Source organism: Chamaesiphon sp. (genome assembly GCF_041738855.1).
Lineage (GTDB): Bacteria > Cyanobacteriota > Cyanobacteriia > Cyanobacteriales > Chamaesiphonaceae > Chamaesiphon.
Genome location: NZ_JBGSPA010000123.1, coordinates 1 through 16,438, shown reverse-complemented (window position 1 = coordinate 16,438; position 16,438 = coordinate 1). Strand labels below are relative to the sequence as shown.

Here is a 16,438-nt window from a genome sequence, read left to right as displayed (position 1 = left end):
AAGTCGAGCGAGTCGCAAACCATTCACGCAAACTCCACATATTCTTAATTTTTTTCGTCTGTCATCCCAACCTATGAAATTAACTTTACCCCCAGTCTGGCAACATAGTCAGCGACTGCTAACCAAAACCCTAGTCGTCATCATGGCTAGCGTCGGCATCCTGTTCGCCAACGATCTTGCCCTACCCCAATCGGCAGCAGCGTATCCCTTCTGGGCACAACAAACCTACCCAGCAACTCCCCGCGAAGCGACAGGTAGAATTGTCTGCGCCAACTGCCATCTAGCCGCCAAAATTACCGAAATCGAAGTACCGCAGTCGGTGAGACCCGATACAGTGTTTGAAGCTGTGGTCAAAATCCCTTACGACCAAAGTATCCAACAAGTCACCGCCGATGGTACCAAAGGGCCATTGAACGTTGGAGCTGTCTTGATGCTACCAGATGGCTTCAAAATCGCCCCTGAAGACCGTCTTTCGCCCGAACTGAAGGAAAAGACCGAAGGGATGTATTTCCAGCCTTATGGTGAGGGTAAAGACAATATTGTCATTATCGGGCCACTGCCTGGTGACAAATATCAAGAACTGATCTTCCCCGTGTTATCGCCCAATCCTAAAACCGAAAAGGGTATTTACTTTGGTAAATATCAAATTCACGTCGGTGGCAATCGCGGTCGCGGACAGGTTTATCCGACTGGTGAGAAAAGTAATAACGCTGTCGTCAACGCTTCTGTTGCTGGCAATATTACGGCGATCGATAAACAAGAAGATGGTAGCACTCAAGTCACGATTCAACCAGCGACTGGTGATGCGGTCATCGACAAAGTTCCGGCTGGCCCTGAGCTACTAGTCGCTCAAGGTGCTGCTGTGACTGCTGGTCAAGCAATTACCAACAATCCCAATGTTGGTGGTTTCGGTCAAAAAGATATCGAAATCGTCTTGCAAAATCCCGATCGCATTTTGGGTCTGATCGCATTTGTGTTTATGATTATGCTATCGCAAATCTTGTTGGTACTCAAGAAAAAACAAGTCGAGAAAGTCCAAGCTGCTGAAATGGAATTCTAAATCGATGTATCGAATCAGCAATTAACTGCAAAAGCGGCACTACCTCTATCGGTAGTGCCGCTTTTGCAGTTAATTGCTGGTGATGACAGCTACCCGACTGTCTTATCTGGCTAAACCGTCGGGAAATCCGACGAGCGCGAACCGCTTCTCAAAGAAGTCGGGGAGCTAGGGCATCTAAGAAGCTAGATATTCACCGATATCTGCTTTACGTTTGCGGAGCTTGGCAATTGCTTCCCGCTCGATTTGACGCACTCGCTCACGGCTGATATTGAGCAAGTCACCAATTTTAGCGAGGGTGAGTGGTTGAGTATCTTTCAAGCCAAACCGGAGGGTGAGGACTTGTTGCTGTTGAGGAGTGAGTTCGGACATCATCCGCTCCAAGTCTACTTGCAGCGATGAGTTGGTGACGTATTCCTCTGGAGAGATCCCCGGATCTTCGAGCAAATCTCCGAGTTCGGTATCTTGATTGTCACCTACCCGCAGATCGAGTGACAATGGTTGGCGCGCACGCTCTAGATATTCTCGCACTTGTTTGGAGGTTAGCTCTAGCTCTGCTGCTAGCTCATTGATTGTCGCTGCTCGTCCAAATTGTTGAGCGAGAGCGCGTTGAGCTTTTTTGATTTTATTCAGCTTTTCGGTGATATGAATCGGTAGCCGAATCGCCCGCGCTTTCTCAGCAATGGCACGGGTGATCGCTTGACGAATCCACCAGTAAGCATATGTCGAAAAACGGTAGCCCTTACTCGGATCGAATTTCTCAACTCCGCGCTGCATCCCAATCGTCCCCTCTTGGATCAAATCCAGCAGGTCGATATTGCGCTTGATGTATTTTTTGGCTACGGAGACTACCAAGCGGAGATTGGCTTCTACCATGCGGCGTTTGGCGTTCTCACCTGCAGAAACAGTTTTTTGCAGTTGCAGTTCGTCGATATTGGCAGCAGTTGCCCATTCAGTCAAACTCGGTTCGTGACCGAGTTCTTCGATGAGAGTATTCTTGACTGCCATCAGGATCGTCAACTGCTGTACCTGCTTACCATACAGGATTTCCTGTTCGTGGGTGAGCAGGGGCACACGCCCAATTTCACGGAGGTAGGTACGAACAGTATCGGTTGATGCTTGAGCAGTTTTCATGACTCTGGCTAAAATGTAGGGGGAATTTAAATAAAATTTCGATCGCTGGGTCTGCGGGAGGAGCAACAGTGATAGTTACGTGCGCCGGAGCGATGTCTTGGTGGGTGGCAATATCGTCAGAGACCAGCGGATGTCACTTACGGCTGTCGAAGGTAGTATCAGTTACGCTTGGCGATCGAGTTTGCTCGTACGTTGGTTCTAACAATTCTAACATTTCTACACATATCCTGACTAACTTTTTCGATCCTCAGCCAATTAGCTGAGGGTAAGGATTTTGAAGCTTACAGGTGTTGAGCTGGTCGGTATTTACACCCAAGTTATCCCAAATAACCGTCCTCATCACTCTACCGCTGCTCTCATCATAGTTAAGCTTTAGTTACAAGCCTGCGATCTACAGCACAATTGGAGCTATTTAAATTCCATGCAAACACTTTGGTTGGTTCGTCATGCACATCGGTTGGACTTTATCGAGCCGGAATGGTTTGATACTGCAATTCATCGCTACGATCCACCACTTTCACCAGCGGGAGTCAAACGATCCCACGACCTTGCTAGCGAGTTGAGCCACATCCCCATCGATCGGCTATTTTCATCTCCCTTTCTACGCGCTATCCAAACAGCCGCTCCGCTAGCTCGGTTACTTGAGCTACCGATCCAGTTGGAATGGGGTTTATGTGAGTGGTTGTGTCAAGATTGGTCTTCAGAGTTACCACAGACTACTCCAGTTGAGGAGTTAATCAAATTTTACCCGAGTATCGATGCCAATTATCAATCTTCAATTTTGCCGTGCTATCCTGAAACTTCAGCGCAACTAAATATACGTACACACATCATAGCGCGTAAGTTGGTGCAATGCAACTGTAAAAATGTAGTGACGGTCGCACACAAAGGCTCTATCCTGGGGATCGTAGCTGCCTTGACTGGTGAAGCGAAGTGGCAAACTTACGATTTGGCTTGTGGTGAGATGATTAAATTGGTCGGCGATGGCGAGATCTGGTCAGGTATCGTCGAGGGGTAAGCCATGTCGGAGCGCAGAGAGCCGCGCTTGCACCTTGGCATCGAGGGAGTTGACAAGAAACCGTCCAGAGGATTGTTTTTGGGGGCGATGCCTGCGTTTGGAACGTTTGGCACTGAAATCAACATCTGAAATCAGTTGTAGGGATGAAATCCACTCAGCCCCAAACCCAATGGCTGTCAACTGTTGGGCGCGATCGGATGTAGCAACTATCAGTCGGGACGCTGAGTATTGGAGATCGTGGCGAAATGCGGCACAGAATTTCTCGATGTATGTATCGGCAGTTTCGAGAAAGTCACTGTAATGAATCGATAAATTTGGGGTGATTGCTTCACAATAAGCCGGAACATCTCGGCTGTAGGCATCGAAGACTATTTTGGTCTGGTAGTCTTCAAAGGCACTGTAGTTGATCAAGGCTTCAACTAATTTCGATCGCGCTGCTTCAAGGTCTGCTTTCGATCCTGATTGGAGCGGATTGATTTTGGTGGGTCGTCGATTGTCAGCCTGTCGGAGACTATCGTGGATATCCGTCCAGGCTCCAATCACGTTGTAGCCGTCAACGAGTAACACAGCTTGCTTTCGTGAGGGAGGCATGGCTCAAATTACAACCTTCTTAATAATTTTTGATATTTACACTTCTAATACTAGCAAGTTGTGGGATAAGTGGATAGGGGGTAGAGGGTAGAGGGTAGCGATGCGCGATACGTAGGGTTCCCCGAGGGTTTAGCGACCCAAATCACGCGGAGGTGCCCTCCGCATGTGTTTGGGTCAAGACAGCGCATCAAGACAGAGGGTAGGTGGGCAAATAGACTACCCCGCCGTTAGCCGATCGAGGAATAAGAATTTAATAAGCTCCAGAGCTACCCACTGGATTGAGGGTTGGAAGTTATTTAGTCCTCACTCCTGAGCATTGATTTCTCTCATTAATCTTTGGCGAATTCGATCGGGATTGCCGCGATCGACCAACTTACCATGTTCGAGTAGGAAAGCTCCATCGCAATAGTCTAATTCTTCAAGTCGATGGGTGACCCAAAGCGCAGTCAACCCACGAATTTTGACAAGCTCCCGCACCCGCGCGACGAGATCGATCTGAGCATCGGGGTCTAGCAGGGCGGTAGGCTCATCAAACAAAATCACCTCAATTTGTCTGGCGATCGCGCCAGCAATGGCTACCCGCTGTTTCTGACCACCACTGAGAGCATAAATCGGTCGCCGCACCAGATCGGCTAAATTCACCGCAGTCAGAGCTTCGTGTACCCGCTGCTGGACTTGGCTAATAGTCAATAGTTCGGCAACTAGCCCAAACGCGACATCGGCACCGACAGTCGGCATCACTAACTGATAATCGGGATTCTGAAATACAATCCCCAACCCACCATGAATGTCGATCGATCCGGCTTGAGGAGCCAGTAATCCAGCAATCAGTCGCAATAAGGTCGATTTACCGCTACCATTGGTACCCAATAGCATCCAAAATTCGCCCCGTGGTACTGACAGAGAGCAACCATTGAGGATCGTTTGCCCAGATTTCCAGGCAAAGGAAAGATCCTTGACCTCGATCGCTGGCAATGATAGTGGGAAGGATTCAGTCATAGATGTTGAGGTCAGTTATCGCTGGATGAGGGCACAGCCTTGGTGATACAGTTTAGCTGGCAACTTCGGCAAAGGCAACGAAACCAGGGGTCTTGCCTGAAGCAGCCGCACCGGATTTTTCATACATTTGAGCAGCAACGATCGCGTCGGTCATCACCGCTATTTTCTTTTCAGGCTGGCGATCGCAAGCCAATTCTAGCAAAGAGCGATCGTTCGATTTTGTTGCTTCCAAAACTTGGTGGTAGACGGTAGTCGCTTCCTCAACAGTCTTACGTTGGACTGACATGGGCATTGCCGTGTTTTTGAGCAGGATTTCGATGACGTACATATAATGGTAGAGAAATTTTGGTAGTAACTCTAATTGTAAGCCGATTCTCTCAACAGTGTCTGCACCAATGATTTTTTAGCGTTCTTGACTGCTAAAATTTGAATGAGTAGCAGCTACCGAACTAGATAGTCAGCTCGGAACGGCAGCGGATGTTGGGGTCGCGTTGGCGGAGCCTCTCTGAAGGAGAATCGCCCGATCCATAAGTATTTATACTCATAAATCGCTGCTAAATGAGAGTCAATCGAGTTATTTATTCACAGAATATTAAATTTTAGCGAAGAAAAGCTAAAGATCCTCCCCATTTCGACACAATTCTATTAGACTTAGTAAAGAAACGTAAACTGGATTTAATAAATCAGTTAACACCTGATGTGCTGAGTACGTATGTTCCAAAATACGTAAATTCAGAGCGTCCAACAATGTCCTCATAATATCTGGAGATTTACTGCACAATGACTATTGCAGTTGGCAACCAGCAGGTCGATAGAGGCATCTTTGATGTCGTAGACGACTGGCTGAAAAAAGATCGCTTCGTATTCGTCGGCTGGTCTGGCGTACTATTATTCCCTTGTGCATTCATGGCCCTCGGCGGCTGGATGACTGGTACCACCTTCGTTACTTCTTGGTACAGTCACGGTTTGGCTTCTAGCTATCTTGAAGGTTGTAACTTCTTGACAGCAGCTTTGTCTACTCCTCCCAACAGCGTCGGACACTCCCTGATGCTATTGTGGGGACCTGAAGCTCAAGGTGACTTCACTCGGTGGTGTCAACTTGGAGGCTTGTGGGCATTCGTCGCACTTCATGGCGCGTTTGGTCTGATCGGCTTTATGTTACGTCAGTTTGAGATCGCTCGTCTAGTCGGGATTCGTCCTTACAACGCGTTAGCATTCTCCGGTCCGATTGCAGTGTTCGTCAGCGTCTTCTTGATCTACCCATTGGGTCAATCAGGTTGGTTCTTCGCACCTTCTTTCGGCGTAGCCGCAATTTTCCGTTTTATCTTATTCCTTCAAGGTTTCCACAACTGGACTCTAAACCCCTTCCATATGATGGGTGTTGCAGGGATTCTCGGTGGTGCGCTGCTGTGTGCGATTCACGGTGCGACTGTTGAGAACACCTTGTTTGAAGATGGCGATGGCGAATCCTCAAACACTTTCCGAGCGTTCGACCCCACCCAATCTGAAGAAACCTACTCGATGGTAACTGCAAACCGTTTCTGGTCGCAGATTTTCGGTGTAGCTTTCTCCAACAAACGTTGGTTGCACTTCTTCATGCTCTTCGTCCCTGTGACTGGATTGTGGATGAGTTCGATCGGCATCGTCGGTTTGGCTCTAAACTTGCGTGCATACGACTTCGTATCTCAAGAATTGAGAGCGGCTGAAGACCCTGAGTTTGAAACATTCTACACCAAGAATATTCTGCTCAATGAAGGTATCCGTGCGTGGATGGCTCCTCAGGACCAACCACACGAACAATTTATCTTCCCAGAAGAAGTATTGCCTCGTGGTAACGCACTCTAAACGTTAAAACGTCGGAAGATAAATATATAATCTATTTATCTTCCGGTTTTTTTTGACTCCGTATTTATATTCATCGATCGAGGTACTGCAAGAGTGGAAACGCCCTTTAATACTACAATGGTAGCAGGTGGCGGACGCGACCAAGAATCATCCGGCTTTGCCTGGTGGTCTGGGAATGCGCGTTTGATCAAGCTGTCTGGTAAGCTGTTGGGCGCACACGTCGCCCACGCTGGTTTGATTGTCTTCTGGGCTGGAGCCATGTGCCTGTTTGAGGTGGCTCACTTCGTACCCGAAAAACCGATGTACGAGCAAGGCATTATTTTACTTTCGCACTTGGCTACCCAAGGTTGGGGTGTTGGTCCTGGTGGTGAAGTAGTGGATACATTCCCTTACTTCGTTGTTGGTGTACTGCACTTGATCTCCTCTGCGGTACTGGGTGTTGGTGGTCTGTACCACGCGTTACGCGGTCCTGACACCCTAGAACAGTATTCTTCTTTCTTCGGTTACGACTGGAGAGACAAGGACAAGATGACCTCGATTTTAGGTTTTCACCTGATTATTCTTGGTTGTGGCGCATTGTTGCTAGTCATCAAAGCGATGTTCGTTGGTGGTTTGTATGACACCTGGGCACCAGGTGGTGGGGATGTTCGCATCATTACCAATCCTACTCTCAACCCAGCAATCATCTTTGGTTACCTGTTAAAAGCTCCCTTCGGTGGCGAAGGTTGGATTATCAGTGTCAACAACCTAGAAGATGTTGTCGGCGGACATATTTGGGTCGGCTTGCTATGTATCGGTGGTGGTGTCTGGCATATCCTCACCAAGCCTTTTGGTTGGGCACGTCGCGCACTAGTCTGGTCTGGTGAAGCTTATCTGTCTTACAGCCTAGCTGCTGTCTCCTTGATGGCGTTTGTGGCGTCGGTGATGGTTTGGTACAACAACACTGTTTATCCTAGTGAATTCTTTGGTCCGACAGGTCCTGAAGCTTCACAAGCACAAGCATTGACATTCCTGATCCGCGACCAACGTCTAGGTGCGAATATTGCCACCGCGCAAGGACCAACTGGCTTGGGTAAATACCTGATGCGTTCTCCTTCTGGAGAAATCATCTTCGGTGGTGAAACCATGCGTTTCTGGGATTTCCAAGGTCCTTGGTTGGAGCCACTACGTGGACCCAACGGTTTGGATCTGAGCAAAGTCAAGAATGATATTCAACCTTGGCAAGCACGTCGTGCTGCTGAGTACATGACTCACGCTCCGCTGGGTTCCTTGAACTCAGTTGGTGGTGTCATCACTGAAACCAACGCATTCAACTACGTTTCACCTCGTGCGTGGTTGGCTTGTTCTCACTTCGTCTTAGGATTCTTCTTCTTTATCGGTCACTTGTGGCACGCAGGACGCGCTCGCGCTGCGGCGGCTGGTTTCGAGAAAGGGATCAATCGTGAGACTGAGCCGACATTGTTCTTGAATGATATCGACTAATCCCGATGTGATGAGAGTATAAGCAAAAACTCCTGCCAATCAGGCAGGAGTTTTTGTTTTTGTGCTTGTTCGGGTGCTTTAGCTTGGTGCGTTACGCTGTAGCTAATACACCCTAAGATTTAGAACTGCTCTTATATAGCAACCGCCATGCCAAAACTTCGATCGAGATTAGCTACTGCTATGTCTGAGCACTTTCAGTCTGTGGTAGAACTTCTTCCTCATCAGAGCGAGCTGTAGAATCACCATCCAATTCTGGATCTGGAGCTAGATCTGCTGACTCACTACGCTTCAAACTGAGTTGATTAATTAGAGATAGGACGCTAGTGGCGCGATCGAATGAGGTATCTTCAACAAAGATCACTGTTGGCGTCCGTCTGAGCCGCACGCGTTTGCCTAGTTCGCTGCGGACGTATCCGGTGACGGATTTGAGTCCTTCCATGGTCACAGCGCGAACTTCTTCGCTCCCATAGATACTGACAAAAATTTTGGTATGCTGGAGATCGCCAGCGACATCTACAGCCGTGACACTGACCATGCCTGCGCCGACTCGATCGTCTTTGATATCAAAGAGGATCATCTGACTGACTTCGCGCTTGATGAGTTCGGCGACGCGCGACACGCGACGAGTATTAGTCATAATTTTTCTTAAATCTTGTTGACCACCACCACTAATTCAGGTGATGGGTGTGAATCCTAACATTGCTTTGAGTGTCAATACGATGACCATGACTGCTCCTACCAAAAAACCCACCAGCGCAACTGCGGTGATTGGACGTTTCCACAACGGTGCCAACCAGCCAAATGCGGAGATAAAGATACCGAGGACAATCGTTACAAAGTAGCTGGGATACCGTCCGATGTTGTCAAAAAAATCACCAAACATTACAATTTCGATTGTAGCTGACAGCCACTATTATAACTGAATGTCACTGGATCGGTTGAGGCATCTACATTAAAGTAGACAACCTGGGATCGATGAGTTGCGGGTCAAGTACACCATCCACTGTCTTATTCGCTGTCTTGTCTCGCTGCAAGATTGCGCTAAACCTGGAGGTTTCCTCCAGAGCACGCATCCGCAAACCCTCTCTGCGAGACGCTGCGCGTTGGCGTAGCCTGCGCCTTGCGCTTACGGCAGAGCCAACTGGTCGGGTCACCAGAGAGGAGCGCGAGCCGCTAAACCCTCGGGGAACCCTACGTATTGCTATTCACCATTCACCATTCACCATCCAATTTGTCACTGGAAAAGCGATACATTTATGCAGCCTAAATTTGCGAGTGAATTGGCTTGGCAACAAGCGGAGTTTCTGATGCAGCCGATCTATATCAGGATTATCGATCGCATCCGTCAACAGTCAGAGGTTTCTACCTGGAAAGTTAGTTATGAGGAGGTACGAGATCCGCATCCGATTCATTATCTCTGTCTGGAGTTTGAGCAACGACAGTTAAAGTTTGATATTTGGGACTTGTGTTATCAGGTCTGTTTTCTCAACTATGATGGCAGTCATAGCGAACTTGAGAGTCAAATTGTGGAGGTGGATACTAACCTCATCGACATGGATGCTAGTAGTCCCGATTGGATGCGGTTGGACAATAAAGCTAAGGATGTAATTGCGAGAATATTTGATAATTTGCCCCACTCAACTTAGAAACGGAAACTACTAATAAATAATCATCTAAATGCCAATATGGACTAATAAATATGGAACATAATAATTTGAATAATTTGCAAATAGCAATACAAGCTGCTCAATCTGGTGTAGCTATTTATGATAGTTCACATTGGGGGAAGATCGTAGTGAGCGATCGCGATCGATTGCGGTTTTTGCACAATCAAAGCACGGCGGATTTTGAAAAACGTCAAGTGGGTGAGGGTTGTGATACAGTATTTGTCACGTCTACTGCACGGACGATCGATCTGGCAACTGGATTGATTTTAGATGATGAAGTATTATTGATAGTCTCACCCAATCGTCGTGAGTATCTATTTAATTGGCTCGATCGCTATATCTTTTTTGCCGATCGCGTCCAGTTAAAGGATGTTACCGATTCGCTGGCTAGTTTTACTATAATAGGTACAGAAAGTGCGGGAATATTAGCGCAATTGGGCAGTCCACAACTGACAGATTTACCCGTACATAGCCATCAATTAGTTAATATTGATGGGGTCGAATTCCGAATCGCGATCGGGACTGAATTGGGATTACCTGGTTATCGACTGATTGGCGATCGAGCTAAGTCAGCAGCACTACGAGAAGCGATCGCCAATTTAGGTGCGGTCACACTCACTGAGGACGCCTGGGAATGCCTGCGAATCGATCGAGGTAGACCAAAACCCGATGCGGAGTTAACAGAGGATTACAACCCCTTGGAGGTGGGTTTGTGGGATACTATTTCGTTTAGTAAAGGTTGCTATATCGGGCAAGAAACGATCGCTCGGCTCAATACCTATCAGGGTGTCAAACAGTATTTATGGGGAATTAAGTTAGCTGGGAATACCTCGGCTGGAACGGCAATAACTGTCGATGGCGATAAGGTTGGTGTGTTGACTAGTTGTATGGAAGTTGATGGAGAAATACGGGGACTGGGGTATGTGCGATCGAAGGCTGGTGGAGTAGGGTTAAAGGTCATGGTGGGTGATGTCGATGGCGAAATTATCGATCTTCCGTTCGTTCGGCACGAATATCCACTTTAGATTGACGATTAAGTCGATCGATTTGGCATTCAAATAGAGCGAGGAGGGGCAATTCATGAATTGCTCCTCCTGGTATCTGGGCTAATAGGTTTCTACTTTTGAAGAAAACCCCAACTTCTCTAAAGTTGGGGGGGTTTCTAGAGCGGATTGAAAGTTACGATCGAGCGCAACTCGATCGATTAGACAAACGCGAAACTATTAGCATTCAAACTACTAAATTCAATTCCAGTTAGTAACGCTAGCTCCTTGCCGCCAGCGGTAATTAAAGTGTCAGCAGCTTTGGCAGTCAGAGTGACTTTGGTAAAGTCACTCACACCAGACACACCGAGGATGAACAGTTTATCAATGCCAACCTCGAAGTCACCCAAAGTGTTCGCAGTAGCAGGAACGCCGGAAGTTAGATAGAACTTATCAGCACCAGTACCACCGAACAGAGTATTACCACCTTTGCCAGCAAAGAGTTTGTCCTCGCCATCACCACCAGAAAGGAAGTCATTGGTACCTGCGAATAAGGTATCACTACCTGCACCACCATAGAGACGGTTGCCGCCTTTACCTGCGGTGGCATCGAGGATATCGTCGCCAGCTTCACCAAATAAGCGATCGCGTGAGCCAGCCAATAGTTCGTCGTTACCTTCGCCACCATAGACGCGATTATCGCTACCTGTGGACACTGAACCATCTACTAGGTCGTTACCACCAGCGGTAAAGATAACTTGTTTGAAGGTTGGGACAAGCGTATCGTCACCAGCACCGCCCGCTACAGGCGCAGCAGCGAAAGCATTGGGAGTCACTTCAAACTGACTGACAACCTTTGGTTGACGGTTGATAACTGCTTCGGGATTGGCTTCGAGTTCGGCACGGGTATAAGGCTCGATGCCGTAGGTGGTGGCTGTCAGCTTTTGGGTTTGTTTGTCGATGTTGAACTCAGTCCAGCCGTAGACATGAGTAGCGACATAATCACCTTGCAATAGTTTGGCATTGATTAAGCCGTTGGCTTGGGTGAGATTTTTGTCTAAACCCACTGGATCGTAACCTAGTGGCTGAAGTCCGCCATCGACTAAACCTTTGATAAAGGCATCTTTACCTGCTGTTGGTAAGGAGTCGTAAACTGCTTTCTGTGCAGGTGTAATTACGCCTAGAGCTGCGCCTAATTCTGCTACCGTGGGGCCAAAAGGTTTGGAGTAAGCAACCGATCCAGTGGTGATTTCAAAGGCACTGGTGGCGATTTGGGCTTGCCCTGGGGCATTTTGGTAAGTGAGGTTGTTGACTAAAGTACCGTGGATGTCGGCGGCAACGAACACTACGTTCTCAATTTTGTTGTCGTTGATATATTTGAGGATTTCTGTCCGCTCGGCGGCATAACCTTCAAATCGATCGGCTGCTGCCAATACGCCGATATTTTGAATCGGTTCGGGCACCATGATAAATTTCCAGGTCACTCCATCCTTTTGGGATTGGAGCAGATCGCGCTTGAGATCGTCTACCTGTTGTTTGCCCAGCATCGTCCGTTTGGGATCGAAGGAATCGACGAGGAATTTACCGACTTGGGCTTGGTCGGCGAGGTTAGTAACATTTGGTAGTTCTAGATCGCGGAAGGAACGCGCATCGAGGACAAAGGTAGCAGCATCGCTACCGAAGGTGTTGGCGCGATAGAGTTTGCGTTCGCCATCGGTACGGGCATCACCTGGGGTGCTGTAGGTGAGATCCCGAATCGGGTTGTATTCTTGGAAGGCTTGCAAACCATTTTCATACAGGGGCGAATCATTGATTAACCCAGAAGTGGCACCGTATAGAGCTTGAGCAGCGGCGGATGAAGTATTGAGATTCTGACCGCCAGCAAAGTCGTTGGTGACTTCATGATCGTCAATGGTTGCTAAGATCGAAGTCGCAGCGCGTAAATCGCCCCATGTGTTCTGTCCAAAGCGGCTGCCATAGACTTCCGCATGTTTGGCGCGATACTCTGCCAAAGTGGTGACTTGAGCTTTCTCAGTACCATCGGGATTTTTGACAGCAGGGGAAGCTACGTCTGCGTAGACGGTATCGCCGAGTTCGATGAAGAATTTGAGATTGGCTGTATCAGCATTGGCAATCGCGGGATAAGGTGCCAGTTCGCCGCGCCAGTCGCCTGCTACGCCAAATTTCAAGCCTGCCTGTTGACCGATTGCCGCTGCCGTACTAAATTTACCATTCGTTTTAACGCCGTTGGCATCAGTGACGCGGTAGAAGTAGTTGGTGTCAGCACTCAATCCTGTGACATCAACTTTGACGGGTTGGAGGGGATTGGTGGCTGTAGCGGTCTTGGTACCTGCGATCGAACTAAAATCAGCCTTGGTGGAGTATTCAAAGGTGACTTTACCAGGCGCATTTGCTAGCGTCCACAGGACGGTGGAATTCTGGGTGGTATCGCCACTGGCGACACCGTTGGGAAATGCCGATCGCAGGGTCTCTTGGGGTGAAATCGTCGGGACTAAATCGGTGCCTAATGTCAGGATTTGGGTGAACTGGGCGGCATTGAAGTTATTGTCGCTGACTAAAACGATCGATTGGCGACCATCGGCGAGTTGGGGTCCGAATGCGAGTCCTTCGATGTTATCTGTGCCGGTGGGATGATTGCCATCGCTGTTGGGCAGATTGAGACCATCCAGATTTATCAACAGGCGTTTTTGAGCGGGGGCGATGGCTTGTAATTGCGCCGCAGTCAAACTATTGAGCGATTCGATCTTGCTGATATCGGTCGCGCCTTGGAGCTTGACTTCATAGATTTTAATCGTGTTACCTTGACCGACTGCAAAGGAGCGTTCTAGAGCCAAGAAGGTACCGTTATCGTCGATCGCGAGTAAATCGACCAAACCACTATCAGCTCCGCCAGTAGCCGGATTTGGAGCCTTAGCGATCGCGTCGGCATTGTAGAGGTATTCTTTTTCTGGCTGTCCGGTTGCTAGGTTAAATTGGACGATCCGCGCCTGCGTACCTGCCGCGACGGTCGAGGTTGCGCCATCTGTGAATAAAGCACTTTCGGTCGCAGTATAGAGCGTCTTTTGGTCGGGCGAGATGGTCAAACTCTCGAATGCGAGATTGTTGCGGACACCTGCTGTCTGCGTATCGCCAGTATCGACGATGCCATTGCCATTCGTATCCGCCACTTTGGGCAAGAATTTAGTCGGAATCGTCAGGGAACGAAGTTCCTGCCCAGTCGCGATCGAAAATTCTTTAATAAACGGATTCGTTACCCGACTCGCACCGAGATCGGGGCGGACTTCACCTTCGGAAGAAACAAAAATTGTCCCTTTACCGGAGAGGGCAATCCCTTCTGGATCGAGGCTATTGAGCACGAAAGTTTTACCTGTAGAGTCTTTGAGCGCGGTGACGCTATTAAAGTTGACTCCGGTAGTCGCGAGTGTGTTCGGATCGAGGGTAAAATTGTAAAACCGCGCTGCGCCCAATTGAGATCGATCGTCGGATATCGCGTAGTAGCTCTTGCTAGTAGGATCGTAAGCCACCCCAGATAGACCGCCTAACGGCACATCGACACCATCAATTTTACCTGCCGCACCTGTGGGCACTAGTCCCGTCGGGAATGTCTTTTGACCGATAAAACTCGCGCTAAATGTCGATCGATCTCCTAAAGATATCTCAAATACACTAATTGTTTTGCTAACTTCTGCCGCCGTAATCAACAACGGTTTACCTGTCGGACTATCCGCCGCCGATACAAACGTCAACCCTTCTACACCCAGATCTTCAGGCGTATTCAGGTATTGGACGAATTGAGGCTGACTGGGAGTTGTGACATCATAAACAACCACATCACCCGTCCGCTCCAGACCGATAAAAGCGTAAGTGCGGTTATTAATTACCCCAACCACGACACCTTCCGGTTCTGGCCCTTTATTGTCACTGCGACTGTCAAAAGTCGCAGCGGTACCATCGGAATTAAATAGCGTCGGCACTTGAGCCGCCGTAATTTGTTCTAACTGGTCGCCACTATCAAAGATTTGCTTCCCAGTCCCGTCCCAAATCGAGAACGAACGCGCTCCAAATGACTCGATTCGATCGAAATCACCATCGCCGTCAGTGTCTCCCGTTGCGGTAGTTACTGTCAACCTGCCTAAGTTAGCATTTTGTTTGAGCGTTGCAGCCGTGGGAAATTTGACAGGATCGAGGACATAGCTAGTCGCACCAACCCGCGCCTCTTCCGAAAATCCCGTGTAGTCACGAGCATCGCCTTCGTTGGCAGTGATATAGTAAGCCTTACCCGCGATACTAAAACTCGCGATCGCATCCGGCTGATAAAGTCCAAATGCAGGCTGATTTTTGATGTCAATCTTACCAGTAGAGGAAGTTAAATCGCGATCGCTAGCATCGATACCATTCCCTGGCAGATTGTAATTTTTTGCTCCTAGTGGTGCGATGCTGGTAATCTTCCCAGTCGCAATATCCAAAATCGCGATCGCGTTATTTTCTTGGAGTGTCACCCACGCAGTCAAACCATCAGGTGATACCGCGATATATTCTGGCTCTAGATCCTGAGCGAGTGTCGCCCCTGGCCCAATAATCCGCACTCCGGCGGCTTTGAGTGCTGCCGCCTGACTATTGAAACTAGTAAAATCTGCCGTCTGAACTGTTGCCGCAGCTACCCCACCAGCAAGGTTAATAATACTTACCGAACCCTCTGGATCGAAGGAGGTTGCTTGTCCGTAGCTGTTGGGTTCGCCTTCATTGGCAACCAAAACCTTGGTACCATCGGGGGTAAATGTCAACATATCGGGCAATGCGCCGACTGTAACTGAGTTCAAAAATGCCCCAGTCGCCGCATTGTAAAAGCTGACACGTCCAGGCTGTTGCGCGTTGGTAGTGGTGTTTTGAATAGCGTAGGCCACTGCGACGATTCCGTTCTTGGTAGCGACGCTGTTGGGAATCGCCTGGGTACCTGCTGGCAGCGTAAATCCGGTGGATAATGAGCCAGCCGCAGCGATCGAACCTGTGCTACCGATCGTCTGGACTTCAATCACAGAGCCAGCGACCACAAATAATCGATCGCTTGCCGGATCGAAAGCAGGGATTTCGGCTCCGTTGGTACTGGTGAAACTGCCAATTCTTTGTAAAGGTTCGACGTTCATAGGTCTTAAATTATGTGGTTGAAGATCTAGATTTGTTTGGTAAACATATAGAGGGAAAAGGTAGCGTCACCCCCGCCACCAGAAGCCGATCGATTTGAAATATCGGTAGTATCGACCGGATCGCTGTTTGCTCGATCGAAAAAATATCGTTTTCGAGAGATATATCACGTCAGCAGAGCCGATCGGAGTAAATAATGTCACAAGCTGTTCCCAAAAGGATAGAAATCGCTATATCTTTGGATTGTTGTTATGAGTTACGTGAAAATTTTCCCAGCCTTTAGCAGCTAAGGATATCGATCGGCTATCTCGTTGGCGGAAAGCCCGCTCCTTTGGAGCATCGAACATTACAACAAATAGTTAGGGCTTGCTGAATAAGTCATACGATCGAGTGAGCGAATCTCGAAGCACGCTCACTCGAAGCGCGTCGTCTAGCGACGATCGCCAATGATAATTTTTAGTTAAGCTCAAAGGAGATACAAGCAAGATTTCTAATCGGT

General features: G+C 48.5%; 13 protein-coding genes. 6 read left to right on the top strand and 7 right to left on the bottom strand.

The annotated features are described in order from the left end of the window. Positions 1-73: 73 nt before the first annotated feature. Positions 74-1,060 carry a cytochrome f gene (gene petA / locus ACEW9I_RS11360; RefSeq protein ID WP_373540450.1) on the top strand — a complete coding sequence of 329 codons (987 nt, stop codon included), beginning with the start codon at positions 74-76 and terminating at the stop codon, positions 1,058-1,060. Positions 1,061-1,234: 174 nt separating this feature from the next. Here the strand turns inward: petA and ACEW9I_RS11355 are convergent, their stop codons facing one another. After that, positions 1,235-2,191 carry an RNA polymerase sigma factor, RpoD/SigA family gene (locus ACEW9I_RS11355; protein WP_373540449.1) on the bottom strand — a complete coding sequence of 319 codons (957 nt, stop codon included), beginning with the start codon at positions 2,189-2,191 and terminating at the stop codon, positions 1,235-1,237. A 421-nt stretch (positions 2,192-2,612) separates the two neighbouring features. Between ACEW9I_RS11355 and ACEW9I_RS11350 the strand changes: the two genes are divergently transcribed. Beyond that, positions 2,613-3,209: a histidine phosphatase family protein gene (locus ACEW9I_RS11350; RefSeq protein ID WP_373540448.1), complete on the top strand. Its 597-nt coding sequence runs from the start codon at positions 2,613-2,615 to the stop codon at positions 3,207-3,209. Here the strand turns inward: ACEW9I_RS11350 and ACEW9I_RS11345 are convergent. The 3 genes from ACEW9I_RS11345 to ACEW9I_RS11335 form a co-directional block, all read right to left on the bottom strand. Then, positions 3,189-3,800: an NYN domain-containing protein gene (locus tag ACEW9I_RS11345; RefSeq protein WP_373540447.1), complete on the bottom strand. Its 612-nt coding sequence runs from the start codon at positions 3,798-3,800 to the stop codon at positions 3,189-3,191. The two genes, ACEW9I_RS11350 and ACEW9I_RS11345, sit on opposite strands and share 21 nt — an antisense overlap. 303 nt (positions 3,801-4,103) lie before the next feature. Then, positions 4,104-4,799 (bottom strand): energy-coupling factor ABC transporter ATP-binding protein, encoded by a 696-nt coding sequence (locus tag ACEW9I_RS11340; RefSeq protein ID WP_373540446.1) that lies wholly within the window; start codon positions 4,797-4,799, stop codon positions 4,104-4,106. A gap of 52 nt (positions 4,800-4,851) precedes the next feature. Next, positions 4,852-5,127, bottom strand: a complete 276-nt coding sequence (locus ACEW9I_RS11335) for a hypothetical protein (RefSeq protein ID WP_373540445.1) — start codon at positions 5,125-5,127, stop codon at positions 4,852-4,854. 452 nt (positions 5,128-5,579) lie between these two features. Between ACEW9I_RS11335 and psbD the strand changes: the two genes are divergently transcribed. Together psbD and psbC are read left to right on the top strand one after the other, a co-directional pair. Then, the gene (gene psbD, locus ACEW9I_RS11330) at positions 5,580-6,644 is read left to right on the top strand and encodes a photosystem II D2 protein (photosystem q(a) protein) (RefSeq protein WP_373540444.1); all 1,065 of its coding nucleotides are present in this window, start codon (positions 5,580-5,582) and stop codon (positions 6,642-6,644) included. A gap of 117 nt (positions 6,645-6,761) precedes the next feature. Then, entirely contained in the window at positions 6,762-8,126 is a 1,365-nt protein-coding gene (gene psbC / locus ACEW9I_RS11325) for a photosystem II reaction center protein CP43 (RefSeq protein WP_373540465.1), read from the top strand. Positions 8,127-8,304: 178 nt separating this feature from the next. On the opposite strand, the gene rbfA is transcribed toward psbC, so the two are convergent. Beyond that, complete coding sequence (gene rbfA, locus ACEW9I_RS11320; RefSeq protein ID WP_373540443.1) at positions 8,305-8,763, bottom strand: 30S ribosome-binding factor RbfA; 459 nt, start codon at positions 8,761-8,763, stop codon at positions 8,305-8,307. 36 nt (positions 8,764-8,799) lie between these two features. Next, entirely contained in the window at positions 8,800-9,009 is a 210-nt protein-coding gene (locus tag ACEW9I_RS11315; RefSeq protein ID WP_373540442.1) for a DUF751 family protein, read from the bottom strand. A 373-nt stretch (positions 9,010-9,382) separates the two neighbouring features. Here ACEW9I_RS11315 and ACEW9I_RS11310 point away from each other — a divergent pair, with 373 nt between their 5' ends. Together ACEW9I_RS11310 and ACEW9I_RS11305 are read left to right on the top strand one after the other, a co-directional pair. Next, a complete protein-coding gene (locus ACEW9I_RS11310) occupies positions 9,383-9,772 on the top strand; it encodes a hypothetical protein (RefSeq protein ID WP_373540441.1) in 390 nt (129 codons plus the stop codon). 53 nt (positions 9,773-9,825) lie between these two features. After that, positions 9,826-10,818 carry a folate-binding protein YgfZ gene (locus ACEW9I_RS11305; RefSeq protein WP_373540440.1) on the top strand — a complete coding sequence of 331 codons (993 nt, stop codon included), beginning with the start codon at positions 9,826-9,828 and terminating at the stop codon, positions 10,816-10,818. A gap of 179 nt (positions 10,819-10,997) precedes the next feature. Here the strand turns inward: ACEW9I_RS11305 and ACEW9I_RS11300 are convergent, their stop codons facing one another. Further along, positions 10,998-15,941, bottom strand: coding sequence for a choice-of-anchor I family protein (locus ACEW9I_RS11300; RefSeq protein ID WP_373540439.1), 4,944 nt, complete (start codon positions 15,939-15,941; stop codon positions 10,998-11,000). Positions 15,942-16,438: the final 497 nt, after the last annotated feature.

What these genes read in the sequence shown, in the direction of transcription:
- petA (WP_373540450.1), top strand. Translation starts at nt 74, where the DNA reads ATGAAATTAACTTTACCCCCAGTCTGGCAACATAGTCAGCGACTGCTA.
- ACEW9I_RS11355 (WP_373540449.1), bottom strand. Translation starts at nt 2,191, where the DNA reads ATGAAAACTGCTCAAGCATCAACCGATACTGTTCGTACCTACCTCCGT.
- ACEW9I_RS11350 (WP_373540448.1), top strand. Translation starts at nt 2,613, where the DNA reads ATGCAAACACTTTGGTTGGTTCGTCATGCACATCGGTTGGACTTTATC.
- ACEW9I_RS11345 (WP_373540447.1), bottom strand. Translation starts at nt 3,800, where the DNA reads ATGCCTCCCTCACGAAAGCAAGCTGTGTTACTCGTTGACGGCTACAAC.
- ACEW9I_RS11340 (WP_373540446.1), bottom strand. Translation starts at nt 4,799, where the DNA reads ATGACTGAATCCTTCCCACTATCATTGCCAGCGATCGAGGTCAAGGAT.
- ACEW9I_RS11335 (WP_373540445.1), bottom strand. Translation starts at nt 5,127, where the DNA reads ATGTACGTCATCGAAATCCTGCTCAAAAACACGGCAATGCCCATGTCA.
- psbD (WP_373540444.1), top strand. Translation starts at nt 5,580, where the DNA reads ATGACTATTGCAGTTGGCAACCAGCAGGTCGATAGAGGCATCTTTGAT.
- psbC (WP_373540465.1), top strand. Translation starts at nt 6,762, where the DNA reads ATGGTAGCAGGTGGCGGACGCGACCAAGAATCATCCGGCTTTGCCTGG.
- rbfA (WP_373540443.1), bottom strand. Translation starts at nt 8,763, where the DNA reads ATGACTAATACTCGTCGCGTGTCGCGCGTCGCCGAACTCATCAAGCGC.
- ACEW9I_RS11315 (WP_373540442.1), bottom strand. Translation starts at nt 9,009, where the DNA reads ATGTTTGGTGATTTTTTTGACAACATCGGACGGTATCCCAGCTACTTT.
- ACEW9I_RS11310 (WP_373540441.1), top strand. Translation starts at nt 9,383, where the DNA reads ATGCAGCCTAAATTTGCGAGTGAATTGGCTTGGCAACAAGCGGAGTTT.
- ACEW9I_RS11305 (WP_373540440.1), top strand. Translation starts at nt 9,826, where the DNA reads ATGGAACATAATAATTTGAATAATTTGCAAATAGCAATACAAGCTGCT.
- ACEW9I_RS11300 (WP_373540439.1), bottom strand. Translation starts at nt 15,941, where the DNA reads ATGAACGTCGAACCTTTACAAAGAATTGGCAGTTTCACCAGTACCAAC.